The 13,903-nt window shown below is 56.6% G+C and carries 8 protein-coding genes; all 8 read right to left on the bottom strand.

Translation table 11 applies throughout. From position 1 onward, the window contains the following. A complete protein-coding gene (locus tag QMG44_RS20155) occupies positions 1-621 on the bottom strand; it encodes a YfgM family protein (protein WP_020883032.1) in 621 nt (206 codons plus the stop codon). A 13-nt stretch (positions 622-634) separates the two neighbouring features. After that, positions 635-1,909: a histidine--tRNA ligase gene (gene hisS / locus QMG44_RS20150; protein ID WP_020883031.1), complete on the bottom strand. Its 1,275-nt coding sequence runs from the start codon at positions 1,907-1,909 to the stop codon at positions 635-637. A gap of 81 nt (positions 1,910-1,990) precedes the next feature. Next, positions 1,991-3,109: a flavodoxin-dependent (E)-4-hydroxy-3-methylbut-2-enyl-diphosphate synthase gene (gene ispG / locus QMG44_RS20145; RefSeq protein WP_281853263.1), complete on the bottom strand. Its 1,119-nt coding sequence runs from the start codon at positions 3,107-3,109 to the stop codon at positions 1,991-1,993. Between the two features lie 26 nt (positions 3,110-3,135). Continuing rightward, positions 3,136-4,152: a cytoskeleton protein RodZ gene (rodZ, locus tag QMG44_RS20140; RefSeq protein ID WP_049022480.1), complete on the bottom strand. Its 1,017-nt coding sequence runs from the start codon at positions 4,150-4,152 to the stop codon at positions 3,136-3,138. A 293-nt stretch (positions 4,153-4,445) separates the two neighbouring features. Beyond that, positions 4,446-5,612 carry a bifunctional tRNA (adenosine(37)-C2)-methyltransferase TrmG/ribosomal RNA large subunit methyltransferase RlmN gene (locus QMG44_RS20135; protein ID WP_014171168.1) on the bottom strand — a complete coding sequence of 389 codons (1,167 nt, stop codon included), beginning with the start codon at positions 5,610-5,612 and terminating at the stop codon, positions 4,446-4,448. Between the two features lie 169 nt (positions 5,613-5,781). Continuing rightward, a complete protein-coding gene (ndk, locus tag QMG44_RS20130) occupies positions 5,782-6,213 on the bottom strand; it encodes a nucleoside-diphosphate kinase (protein WP_003860625.1) in 432 nt (143 codons plus the stop codon). 156 nt (positions 6,214-6,369) lie between these two features. Then, the gene (pbpC, locus tag QMG44_RS20125; protein ID WP_086532217.1) at positions 6,370-8,694 is read right to left on the bottom strand and encodes a peptidoglycan glycosyltransferase PbpC; all 2,325 of its coding nucleotides are present in this window, start codon (positions 8,692-8,694) and stop codon (positions 6,370-6,372) included. 1 nt (position 8,695) lies between these two features. Then, positions 8,696-13,648, bottom strand: coding sequence for an alpha-2-macroglobulin (locus QMG44_RS20120; RefSeq protein ID WP_086532216.1), 4,953 nt, complete (start codon positions 13,646-13,648; stop codon positions 8,696-8,698). Between the last annotated feature and the right edge of the window lie 255 nt (positions 13,649-13,903).

Genomic DNA, 13,903 nt, shown 5'->3' with positions numbered 1-13,903 from the left:
TCAGACGGACAAATTATTTATTTTCATCTGCATCATTTCGCTCAGCGCAGGTGAAGCTTTGCTCTCTACGCCAGCTTGCCACGCTTTACGCGCGCCCGCTTTGTCACCTTTGCTCAGCAGTGCTTCACCGCGCAGATCGGCAACAATGGCAGCAAAACCTTCACCTTTGATGGTATCGAGCGTTTTCAGCGCATCGTCAGCTTTTTTCTGCTGAACCTGAATACGAGCCAGGCGCAGATTGATTACCGCTTTCAGATTTTCATCACTGGCGGCGGTTAGCCCTTGTGACAGCAGGCTAGCGGCTTTATCCAGCTCGTTCTTATCAACGTACTGCTGCGCCACTTCCAGTGCGGCCAGCGCACCGTAGGTGTTTTTGTTGTCAGCGGCAAATTTCTCTGCCGCCGTCAGCGTTTGCGGCTGATCGGCACGGATTGCGCTAACGGTATTTTCATACGACAGCGACGCGTCACGCGCGGAGTCCGCCTGATGACTGTTCCAGTAACGCCAGCCTACCAGCGCACCGACACCTAAAATAACCCCAACAACCAGCGCCTTGCCGTTTTCGACAAAGAAGCGTTTAATCGCGTCGACCTGATCGTGTTCGTTCTCGTAAATTTCCACGCAGTCCTTCTCCTTAGCCCAATAGAGTGCGCAAGTGCGCCGCAACGCCGTCCTGCGTTACCGTTGTCTGCTCACCCGAGCGCAGGTCTTTCACAACCACTTCGCCGTTAGCCACTTCGGACTCGCCCAGCACCAGTGCAATACTTGCGCCCCATTTATCGGCACGAGCAAACTGTTTTTTGAAGTTGCCGCCGCCATGGTTGGTCATCAGCTTCACGTCCGGCAGTGCATCACGCACGCGTTCCGCAAGCTGCATTGCCGCAGGCTGCGTTTCCGCGCCTGAGGCTACCAGGTATATATCGACAACGGAATCTGCTTTAAATTCCGGATTAACTGCCTGAACCAGCAAAACAAGTCGCTCAAGGCCCATGGCGAAGCCAACGCCAGGGGCTGGACGACCACCAAGCTGCTCAACCAGACCGTCATAACGACCGCCGGCACACACGGTGCCCTGGGAACCGAGGCTGGATGTCACCCACTCGAACACGGTGCGGTTGTAGTAGTCCAGACCGCGCACCAGACGCTGGTTCACGGTATAAGCAATGCCCGCGGCTTCCAGCAGTTTGCACAGACCCGCAAAGTGCTCACGCGACGCTTCGTCCAGGTAGTCGCCCAATGCAGGTGCATCGTTCAACAGCGCCTGTACGTCAGGGTTTTTGGAATCCAGCACGCGCAGTGGGTTGCTGTACATACGACGTTTGCAGTCTTCGTCCAGCTTCTCTTTGTGCTGCTCCAGGAACGCAACCAGTGCGTCACGGTAGTTCGCGCGTGCTTCCAGAGAACCGATGGAGTTCAGTTCCAGTGAGACGTGCTCAGCAATGCCGAGCGCACGCCACCAGCGGGCAGTCAACATAATCAGTTCGGCGTCAATGTCCGGGCCCTGCAGGCCAAAGACTTCCACACCCAACTGGTTGAACTGGCGATAACGACCTTTCTGTGGACGTTCGTGGCGGAACATCGGGCCGATATACCACAGGCGCTGCTCCTGATTGTACAGGAGACCATGTTCGATGCCGGCGCGTACGCAGCCCGCCGTACCTTCCGGACGCAGTGTCAGGCTGTCGCCGTTGCGGTCCTCAAAGGTGTACATCTCTTTTTCAACCACGTCGGTCACTTCGCCGATCGCGCGTTTGAATAACGGGGTCTGCTCTACAATCGGCAAACGGATTTCGCTGTAACCGTAGCTGCCGAGCACCTGTTTGAGTGTGCCTTCAATGCGCTGCCAGATGGCGGTTTCGCCAGGCAGATAATCGTTCATGCCGCGGATGGCTTGAATGTTTTTTGCCACGTTTATTCTCTTTCTATATACAAAAAAGAACCCAAAGAATGGGTTCAATCATACATGGGAAGCGCCACGCTTCCCATCACGTTATTTTTCAACCTGCTGAACGCTGATGCGCTGCGCTTCATCCATCATTGTTGCTTTGGCACGGATGCGGGCTTCAAGCTGGTCGATCATGTCACTATTATCCAGACGATCTTTACGCACGCCATCTTCATAGAGACCACTTTTCTTGTTACCGCCGGTGACGCCGAGCGTTGACACCAGGGCTTCACCCGGACCGTTTACCACGCACCCGATGATGGAGACGTCCATCGGGTTGATGATATCTTCCAGACGTTGCTCAAGCGCATTCACCGTGCCAATCACGTCAAATTCCTGACGTGAACAGGTTGGGCAGGCAATGAAGTTGATCCCACGTGCGCGGATACGCAGTGATTTGAGGATATCGAAACCGACTTTGATCTCTTCTACCGGATCGGCCGCCAGCGAAACGCGCAGGGTGTCACCGATCCCTTCCGAGAGCAGCAGCCCCAGACCGATCGCCGATTTAACGGAACCGCTACGAAGGCCACCGGCTTCCGTAATCCCGAGGTGCAAAGGCTGATCGATCTGTTTTGCCAGCAGGCGATAAGACTCTACTGCCAGGAACACATCTGAGGCTTTTACGCTGACTTTGAACTGATCAAAGTTCAGACGATCAAGATGATCAACGTGACGCATCGCGGATTCAAGCAGCGCCTGCGGCGTTGGCTCACCGTATTTTTCCTGCAGATCTTTTTCCAGGGAACCGGCGTTAACGCCGATACGGATAGGAATATTTTTATCGCGGGCGCAATCCACCACCATGCGGATACGCTCTTCGTTACCGATATTGCCCGGGTTAATACGCAGGCAGTCGACGCCATATTCAGCAACTTTCAGCGCAATGCGGTAATCGAAGTGGATATCAGCAACCAGCGGAACGCTGACCTGCTGTTTGATCAGTTTGAACGCCTCAGCGGCATCCATTGTCGGCACGGAGACGCGAACAATGTCCGCGCCTACACGTTCTAACGCTTTGATCTGATTGACCGTCGCTTCCACGTCTGTGGTGCGCGTGTTGGTCATCGACTGGACGGCGATAGGAGCCCCATCGCCGATTGGCACATTACCAACGTAAATCCGTTTCGATTTTCTACGTTGAATCGGAGCCTGGTTATGCATGAAAAATCTCCCGCGTTGCCCGTCTGTTACTGTGCTGCTGATTGTTCGGCATTAACGGTAAGACGCGCAACCTGGTTAGTTCTGATAAAGCGGCTCAGGTCGACAGGTTTTCCTTGATACTGGATCTGTACTGCTGCCGGAGCGCCGATTTTAAGTTTATACGGTGCCTGGCCGGTTAGGTTTAACGTGCCATCTTTACGCTGCAGACCACTGAACAGTTTTTTACCTGTTGCATCGGTCACTTCCAGCCAGCAGTCAGCAGAGAAGTTCATCACCAGCGCATTTGGGTCCGCCGCCGGCGCAGCCGTTCCGGCCGGGTTGGTTGGCAGTGACGCAGCACCGTTGTCCGCAGGCTGAGTGGCCGCTGGCGCGTTGGTCGCGGTATCCACGTTTGCCTGAGAAGGGGCAACCACCGCGTTTTGATCCTGAGCCTGAGGCGCAGGAGTATTAGCCGTTGCGGCGGGTGCCTGCCCGGCATCGGTTGCAGGCGCATCGGTCGCGGCAGTCTGCGGCTCGCTGGAGGTGGCAGCACCTTCGGTATTCAGCGGCACGCTCTGAGCGTTGTCATTGCCGGACTGATTGAGCTCGGCGGAGGATTGATCGGCCATGGTGGTGATCTCTTCCTGCTGCGCCTTGTGGTTTTGCCACCACCATGCGCCCGTCAGGCCGATCACCACAAACAGCACCAGCCAGGTAAAGCTCATCAGCCAGCCATCACGTTTTTTACGACGTTTTCCCAGGGAGAAGGTCTGCATCGGCGCAACTTTTGCTGCGCGGACCGGTGCCTGCTTCTCCATCATTGGCAGTAATTCTTCTTCAGGGATATGCACCAGTTTTGCATAAGAGCGGATGTAACCACGCAGAAATGTTGAAGCCAGATCGGCCGGAGCCTTATCTTCTTCAATATCGCGAACCGTGGAAACCTTCAGACATAAGCGTTCTGCAACGGCTTGCTGGCTGAGTCCGAGTTGTTCACGGGCGTTGCGAAGACGAACGCCAGTGGAGAGTGCTTCATGTTGGTCGTGAGTGGCTTCAGTATTCATTCGCTACAACTACTGGTACGTGAAAAAAAAGGGTTCAGGTGCCGGTAAGTCACAATGCCACCCGCACCGCGAAAGTTCTGATCAGTTAACCTTGAACAGACAGTATAAGACTGTCAGCCCGGAGATGACAGCACAGCCCTGCCCGTCAGGATAAACTGTTGTTACGTCGTTACATACTGCCCGAAAGTCGGATGAAACGCACCGTAATTATTGATCAGTCATCACGAATCTGACTGATTATTCAGTAAGATTATGCTTCACGGCGCAAATAATGCGCCGTGAGTGCATAAGAATCAAACAGCTTTGACCGCAATCGTCTCGCCCTGCATACGTTTACGCAGGGTACGTTTGGTACGGTCAATCACATCACCTGCCAGCTGTCCGCATGCAGCATCGATATCATCACCACGGGTTTTACGCACGATAGTGGTGAAACCATACTCCATCAGCACCTTGGAGAAACGGTCGATACGGCTGTTCGAGCTACGGCCATAAGGCGCACCCGGGAACGGGTTCCATGGAATCAGGTTGATTTTGCACGGCGTATCTTTCAGCAGTTCAGCCAGCTGATGCGCATGCTCGGTACCGTCGTTTACGTGATCGAGCATGACATACTCGATCGTCACGCGGCCCTGGTTCGCGTTGGATTTCTCCAGGTAGCGACGCACGGCGGCGAGGAAAGTTTCGATATTGTACTTTTTGTTGATGGGTACAATTTCGTCACGGATTTCGTCGTTTGGTGCATGCAGGGAGATCGCCAGCGCAACGTCAATCATGTCGCCCAGCTTGTCCAGTGCAGGCACTACGCCTGACGTCGACAGCGTTACGCGACGCTTGGACAGACCGAAGCCGAAGTCATCCAGCATGATTTCCATCGCCGGAACGACGTTGGTCAGGTTCAGCAGTGGCTCGCCCATGCCCATCATCACTACGTTGGTGATTGGACGGGTCCCGGTCACTTTCGCCGCACCGACGATTTTCGCCGCACGCCACACCTGGCCGATAATTTCAGACACGCGCAGGTTACGGTTGAATCCTTGCTGAGCGGTTGAGCAGAACTTGCACTCCAGCGCACAGCCTACCTGAGAGGAGACGCACAGCGTGGCGCGGTCTTCTTCCGGGATGTAGACGGTTTCAACGCGCTGATCGCCAACGGCAATCGCCCATTTGATGGTGCCATCGGCAGAGCGCTGCTCCTCCACCACTTCTGGTGCACGGATTTCAGCCACTTCTTTGAGCTTATTGCGCAGCACTTTGTTGATGTCAGTCATGTCATCAAAGTTGTCGCTGCAATAGTGGTACATCCATTTCATGACCTGATCGGCACGAAACGGCTTCTCGCCCATCTCTTTAAAGAACTCGCGCATCTGCTGACGGTTCAGATCCAGCAGGTTAATTTTTCCATTTTTATTTGGAACCGCAGGAATGGCGACTTCGGAGGTATTCACTAATTCAGACATAATTTTTTCCGGCCTCGTTGTTACACGTTATGGCCCATGGAGGGTTGAAAAGAAACGCCCCGGAAAGCAGTCTGCTCGTCCGGGGCGTTGCATTGTACAAAGTCTGGCGCAGGGATGCCACGTCTGCACGCGGCATTTACGAAAATAATGTGTAAACGAAACCGTTAAATTAACGGGTACGTGGACACACTTCGCCTTCAGCGAAGAAGAACGCGATTTCACGAGCGGCAGATTCAACAGAATCGGAACCGTGGGTGCCGTTCTCGGTGAAGCTGTCTGCATAGTCAGCGCGCAGGGTACCAGCCAGTGCGTTATCCGGGTTGGTCGCACCCAGCAGGTCACGGTGACGCTGTACTGCGTTTTCGCCTTCCAGTACGGATACAACGATCGGGCCAGAAGTCATGAACTCAACCAGACCGTCGAAGAATGGACGACCTTCGTGCTCAGCGTAGAAACCGCGAGCCTGCTCAACGGTCAGGTGCAGCATTTTGGTGCCAACGATTTTGAACCCTGCTGATTCAAAGCGAGCAAAGATGCTGCCAATAACGTTTTTTGCCACCGCGTTTGGTTTGATGATGGAAAAAGTACGTTCAATAGCCATGATAACCTCTGTAAATGTTCTGTTGTTTTTCATACCTGAGTATGGTGTGGCGCGGATTATAATGAGCAATAGCGCCATTGCCTATGGATTCAGGTAACATTTTTTTAAAATGAGACGAAGATTAGCAACAGCTCACAGCAGAAGAGACGTTTAACGCTACTGCAGCGTGAAATTCACCGTCGCCACCTGCCCCGCTTCATCCATCACCAGCACCTGATAATCGCCTGATTTATCAAGCTGCAAGGTGTAAACCCGGCTTTTCACCGCCAGCGGTTCGCCATTCAAAAACCACCAGCGTTCACCGCTATTGCCGGTTGCCTGTAGCGGTAACGAGACGCGGGATTCCCCCGGCAGACGCTTGATAACCGCGCCTTCACGCACGCCAGTCAACATCAGCGGTGCAGGTGAGTCCTGCGACAAGGGCGGACAGGTAGCCGATGGCGAAGGGATCCGTGCTGAGCGCCGCTCGGCTGCAGGGAGCCAGGGTTCCAGCGGCAGCGGCCAGACATCCAGAACTTTCTCGGTCGCATCCGGGCAGTCTGCCGCCACGCGTTTGCTCTCTTTATCCAGCCAGACCGGGAAGCGGATCCCGCGAATACCTTCCTGTTCCGGTAAGAGCAACGTCGGCGGCTCGCTGCCGTCCAGCAGCCAGGTCGCCAGGCGACGACGGCAATTTTCGCTCCCTTCCGGCAGCGACTGGCCGCCCGGCCAACAGATGACGCCGCGTCCCACACCGTCAGGACGCGGGTCGCGTGGCAGACGCGCCTGATCGAGCGTTGAACCAGACTGCAGTACATTATTCACCTGGTTAAGCAGAGGTACCGCGCTCGCAAACCCAAACTGACCCGCCACAGGCGTGCCGTCCGGTCGTCCGGTCCAGATCCCAATAACGTAACGGGCATTCAGCCCTACCGCCCATGCGTCACGGTAGCCATAGCTGGTTCCCGTTTTCCATGCCAGAGGTACCACCTGAGGCAGCGCATTGTCCGGCAGCGGCTGCGCCTCATTGGCCAGAATACGGCGAATGATCCACGCCGAGCCCTGGGATAACAACGGCCGCTCTGACAAGGGATCGCCTGGCTGTAAGCGCAGCCGGCCCGCTTTACCGTGTCGGGCGAACGCGCTATAGGCCGCGGTGATATCGGCCAGCCGCGCCCCTGCCCCGCCCAGGATCAGCGATAAATTCGGCTGTGCGCCAGCAGGTAAAATCAGCGGCAAACCTGCATTACTCAACATCGCAGCAAAACGTTTTGGTCCGTATGCCTCGAGCACCTGCACGGCGGGCAGATTAAGGGAACGTACCAGCGCTTCACTCATACTCACCGGCCCATGAAACCCACTGTCGAAATTACCCGGGCGATAATCCCCCGTTTTTCTTGGAACATCCTGGAGCAGCGATGCCGGGTGGATCAAACCGTCGTCCAGCGCCATACCGTAGATAAAGGGTTTGAGCACCGATCCCGGCGATCGGATCGCATTCACCATATCCACATGGCTAAACCGGGTGTCATCGTTAATGTCGACCGATCCCACCCAGCCACGCACTTTCATATCCGTGTGATCGACGACGATCATTGCCAGCGAACTGCGTGCTGGCAGGCGGGATTTCCAGTTCATCGCCAGTTCTTCAAGCTGCCTCTGCAGGGACGCATCTAAGGTAGTCACAATTTTAGTATCGCGACTTTTACTGAGCATCATGCGCGAAAAGAGCGGTGCCAACTGCGGCATTTGCCGGGGCGCCAGCCATACCGCTTCTTCACGGGACTCCTTAACCTGGCTTGCCGACCAGACGCCCTGCGTCACCATCCGGTCGAGCACTTTGTTGCGTGCCGCTTCTGCACGTTCCGGCCAGCGGTCAGGACGCAACCGGCTTGGCGCCTGCGGCAATACGGCGAGCAGCGCCGCTTCGGAATAGCTGAGTTGCGAAGGCGGTTTGCCGAGATAGGTCCAGCTTGCCGCACCAATCCCCTGCAGCGTACCGCCAAACGGGGCACGGTTAAGATAAAGCGTGAGGATGTCGCGCTTAGATAGGTGCCACTCAAGCTGCATGGCTCGCCAGAGCTGACGAATTTTGCCACCAAAAGTGCGCGGATGCGGATCCAGCAGGCGCGCCACCTGCATAGTGAGCGTGCTGCCGCCTGAGACAACCCTCCCGGAGGTAAGATCCTGCCAGGCTGCGCGCAGTACAGAGAACGGATTCACGCCTGGATGGTCCCAGAACCAGCGATCTTCATACTGGATCAAGGCTTCAAGATAGCGGGGAGAAACCTCTTCGAGAGTGACCGGATAGCGCCAGATCCCTTCGCTGTCGGCAAAACGCCAGAGCGGCGTGCCCTTTTCGTCCACCACCACCCGTGCGGGGTTGACCTCTTTCAGAGGCAACGGCCACAGGCGATCAGCGGCCAGGATCAGCCCCCATAAAACGAGAAGCGCTCCCGCCAGCCACAGCCAGCGGGAGCGTATCAGACGTACAAGGCGCATATTACGGTACAACAATCAGCGGGCCACTGGCCGCACCTGTTGCCCGCCACTGCGGAACATACATGGACTCCACCATCGGGACCGGCACCTCATAGGTTCCCGGCGTCACGGCGCGCGCCAGATAAACCAGCGTGACCGGCTGCCCTTCGTTAACCGGCACCGCCGCCACAAAGCGATCGTCGCGGAATTCCATATGCTGAATATCCGCCTGCTGCATCTGACTGAGCAGGTTCTGCACTTCGCTGCCGCTGTCCTGCAGGCTGGCGCTGCTGCTCGCCAGGTTCTGGTTTTCCAGTTCCAGTCCCGCCGGGAGGAGATCGACAACCAGCGCATCCGGCACGTTCTGGCTGGCCTTCACTTCAAGCCATACCAGCACCAGCTCGCCGCTCTTCAGTGACGTGAGCGACTTTGTGCTACCGTCGGTTGCCAGAATATGGCGCTCAATCTGCAGCACGTTAGACGATGGCTGAGGTGCAGATGCCGGATAACCGGTGCCATCAAGGCGTACCCACAGCGGTGTGCTACCGGTATTGGTCACCTGCAACGCGCCAAGCTGGTCGCCGTTCACGTTCTGTACCAGGGCTTTATCACCACCTGATGCGGTATCCGCCAGAGACGTTTGCGCCTGCCATGCACCGGACAAAGTTTGCAGCGAGCGTCCGGCCAGGAACAGGGCGTTACTCTCCTGGGTCGAGAGCCAGCGCTGGCTGAAAGCTTGTTCCGACAAGGCGTTCAGCAGCGTATTTTGCGCATCCGGCAGAAGCTTGTACTCCTCAAGCAGAGAGAGCATCAGCGCATTATCACGAAGCGCACTGCCATAATCGGCCATCCAATTCTTGCTGTCGCTACGCGGCGTTTTGATGGCCAGACCCAGCGCCTGCTGGCTGCGCGGTGCGTCGCCCATCAATTTAAGCGCCATCCCCAGCTGCATCAGCGGCAGCCCGGAAGCGGCCTGTCCGTGACGTTCCCAGATTTCACGCAACGCACCAAGCGGGGCTTTTTGCTGGCGAGCCAGCACCAGCGCGGCATAGGCCTGCACCGCAAATTTACTGGCCTGGGTATCATCGCTGTAGCGAATGGACATCATGCCCGGGTCCTGCAGGTAACGCAGCAAGCGGCTGTTGGCGTTGTTAACCGCCTCAGCAGGCACGCTGTAGCCCTGCTCGCCTGCACGAACCAGGAAGTCAGTGACATAGGCGGTGAGCCAGTACTCCTCCGGACCGTTTTTATCCCAAAGCGCGAAACCTCCGTCATCACGCTGCATCTGCAGCAGACGGGAGATCCCGATATCAATGGCCGCACGGCGCTTGTCATCCGTATCCCCTTTGATGCCAAGCGCGGTCAACTGCGCCGCGTTGGTGTAGAGCGACGGGAACAGACCACTGGTGGTTTGCTCCAGACAGCCATACGGGTATGCCTGCAGCTCACGAATATAGCGCGCCAGATTCAGAGGCGGTTTCCCGCTCAGCAGCAATTGTCCCTGTAGCGTGGCAGGAGAGAAGCCATTAAGGTGCTGCGCCGGTGCACTCCACGACTCACCAGGATTCAGCATGGCACCGGTGTTAACGGTCTGCGCCGGGAATGCCGGACGAACGCCGATTTTCCAGCTCTTCTGTTGTGCAGCGAAAGTCTCGCCCGGCAGCTGCAGGCCGGTCACCTGAGCGGTCACTTCACCATCACCGTAGCCATCCAGCGCACGTACCGGTATAAACAGGGTGCTGCGCGCGCCCGGCGGTAACTTCACGGGCTGCGGCTGTGCGCCCTCAAGCGACAGCTTGCCGGTAGCGGTAAAGGCAACGTTCAGCGTTTGCGGCTGGTCCGTCAGGTTGGTCACATCCAGCGTCAGGCGTGAGGTATCGCCACTTGCCAGGAAGCGCGGCGTGTTCAGTTCGGTAATGATTGGGGCGGCGACAATCACTTTACCTTCGCTGCTGCCGAAATCATCTTCCGTCCAGGCCTGCGCCATCAGACGCAGCTCGCCGTTGAAGTCTCCAATGGGCAGCGTCACGGTCCCTTCACCGTTAGCATCGAGCTCGACCGGCTGCGCCTGCTGGGCAATGATAGTCACGTGGTTCACCGGTGGTTTACCGCCGCGCTTAAGCTCATCGCCGTCACCACCAAAGCGCAGTGCAGCCATGCCGCCCTGCCCTTCAATGACCTGACCGTAAATATCGTAGATATCCGCGCCGTAGCGCTTCTGACCGAAGAACGCTTCCCACGGATCCGGGGTAACGTAATCGGTGATGTTCAACACGCCGCTGTCCACTGCCGAGATCAGCACATTCACTTTCTGCGGAACGGCGCCGTCTTTGACGCTGGCCTTCACCTTCACGGACAGCGTCTGGTTTGGCCGCATTTTCTGCGGATTTTCCAGCGCGACATTCAGGCGGCGATTCTCATCGCCCATCGGCAGATGCAGTAACCCGACGGCACGTTTCGGCGTCGCTGATTTGGATTTATCGCCAGGGCGTACCACCAGCGTGCTGAGATAGAGATCGTGACGTTTCCAGGCCTTATCCACCGGGATTGAGAGATCGAGCCCGTTGGCCGGTACGTCGATCTCTTTCCACCACAGCGGCCCTTCGCTGGACTCGATCATCGCATAGCCTTTACCCGCCGCCGGAGCAGCGATATGCAGCTGGATGGTATCTCCCGGCTGATAGGAAGGCTTGTCCAGTTTCATGGTCACACGGTCGGGGCGAGCGGCACCGGTGCCGTCGCTATTATCCTGCCAGCTGTAGCCGGCCCAGAAGCGCACGCTGCTGACCATGTCGTCCGGCGCTTTGACCTCCAGACGGTACGAGCCCCACTCCACCGGGAAGGTCACTTTACCGGTTTCATCGGCCTTGAGGGTCAGCTCCTGCTCGCCCTCCACCAGGTCTTTCTGATCAAACTGTGACTGCCAGCCATCGCTCTCTGACCAGTTCCAGTAGTAGTCACGGCGCTCACGGATCAGGCGAACCTGTAACCCGGAAACCGCCTTTTTTGCCCCGCTGGCATCGGCATAGACGATATCAAAGCTGGCATTGCCGTTTTCATCCACGATCGGCTGGTTGACGGTGGTGTCAGTGCGGTAGTCATAAACGGCCTTACTGGCAAACTGAGGACGGATACCCGGCAGATCAGCCGCCGGCCAGATGGCCTGCTCAGCACGGCGCGTCACCGGGCGACCGCCCGATTCCAGAAGGCTGGCCTGCAGGATCAGCTGCAGCGGTGAATGCGCCTCTTTCCACTGGCTTTCGGTCGAGACCTGTCCGCGCCCCTGTTCATCAAGGGTTAGCTGAACTTCATCCAGGCTGCGGCTCAGGTTCTCTTCGGCGATATCACCAAACTGGAAGCCCGGCAGTGCAGCGACGGCTTCGCGCAGCGGTCGCAGGAAAAGCTGGCCTTGCAGGGAATTTCCGTTGGCAGGTGCGCCATACAGGTAATAACCCGCAATGTTAAAGTCGACGTTATCCTCGGTGGAAACCGGCGCTTTTTGTCCCGTCAGATTAAGCGCCATACGCTCCGGCATAAAATCTTCAACGTGGAAATCCCACAGGCGCTGTTGGTTATCGCCGGTATTGGCGCGGATATGCCACATACCGGTCTGCGCCCCGCCGTCCAGGGAATAATTGAAGCGATAGAGGCCGTTCTCAGGCTGGACGACAACCGTGCGCGCCACCTGTCCGTCCGGGCGCAGTACGTCGAGTTTAACCGGCTGGGCAGGAAGCGGTTTACCGTCGCTGTCGCGCAGCAAACCATTGAGGATCACCGTTTCGCCAGGGCGATAGAGATCGCGCGGGCCAAACATAAAGAATTGCTTGCTGTAGCCAGGGCTACCTGCGATATCAAACTCCGCCAGATCGAGGGCCGGAAGCTTGAGGTCAAGCAGCGTGGTCTGTCCGTCTTTGCTGGCCAGAATCAGCGCGGCTTCTTTGTCAGTCTCAAGTTTTGCGTGGCCGTCAGCATCGCTGTTCGCTTCGGCAAGCGTCTGCCCTTTATCATTCAACAGGGTGACGGTAACGCCGGATTGCGCCGCGCCATCTTCCAGGCTCTGGGTGAAAATATCCAGACGATTATGATAACGGTGAGCGGACAACCCAATATCACTTAAGGTAAAGAGCGTCGCGGCATTGCTGTAGTTATAGTGCCCGGCCTGATTCATGACCGCGATGTACACGCCTGACTGCTGGAGCGGCTTAATATCCCGCAGCGGCAACAGCAGTTTTTCACGGGTGTTGCGTGCCGGATTGAGGTCAAACCGGCCGGTATACACCAGGTCCGCCATTTTGAGCAGATTATCGGACTCCCAATTGGTCAGGGAGTTACGGTACTCCCACTGGCTGACAAAGGAGGCCAGGGATTCAGGCTTCACGCGGTAGAAATTCACGTCAACATTGTTGACGTTGAGCGCCATTACCGGCAGACCTTCCACCACCTTGCCCGGCAGCAGCGAGCCACGGCTGGCAAAACCGACCGTCGGTTCAACATCCCGGGTAGTCAGGGCTTTTTCGTAATCGATACCAAATGTCGCTTTGTTCAGCGCCTGCAAATCACGTTCAACGGTGACAACCAGATTGCGGTTGGGCTCCAGATGGCGCAGGCGTAGCTCTTTCAGGTTAGGTGCGAGTTCCCACGCCCCGTCAACCTTGCCGCTTTTTTTATCCACCACATGCACTGTTTTGGCGAAATCCTGATCGGGATTGAGCGGAACAGAGAAGGTCAGCACCAGCGTGGCCGCGCCATCAAGCTGCACCTCTGAGGTATCCAGCAGGGTGAGCGCTTTGCCCTGACTCTGTGCCGCCAGCGTTGCCAGCTTTTCAGCGTCCGGCTTTTCCGGTGCTTTCGGTGTCGTTGCTGTGGATGCTGCGGGAGCCGCAACCTGAGAGTTATCGTCGCTGTTATCACAGCCGACAAGCGAAAATGTGGTAAGCAGCGCGAGAGAAATCGCGGCTAAGCGAAACGGTGTCATCCTTTGTCCCTGGCCCATGGAGCCTGTTGGTCGTCTTCCGGATAAGTATTATCCGCAAGTTTCATTAATACAAAAAGTCTAATTTTAGAATCTGGAAAGCACCTCGCAGAGCGACGACGCCTTTACTCAGGCACTGCTATGCCGATCACAGTCGCAAACGTCACATGTTACCTTTTACGTCATTTGTTTTTAAAACAAGAAGATAGCTGGATTACCTCGCCTTTAGCCTGCTAGCTTTAAGCTCAAGACGCACCC

Origin of the sequence: Enterobacter sp. 200527-13 (assembly GCF_027924865.1) — a bacterium.
Lineage (GTDB): Bacteria > Pseudomonadota > Gammaproteobacteria > Enterobacterales > Enterobacteriaceae > Enterobacter > Enterobacter ludwigii.
Note: the sequence above shows the minus strand (reverse complement) of the source record. Positions and strands in the feature narration are given on the sequence as shown.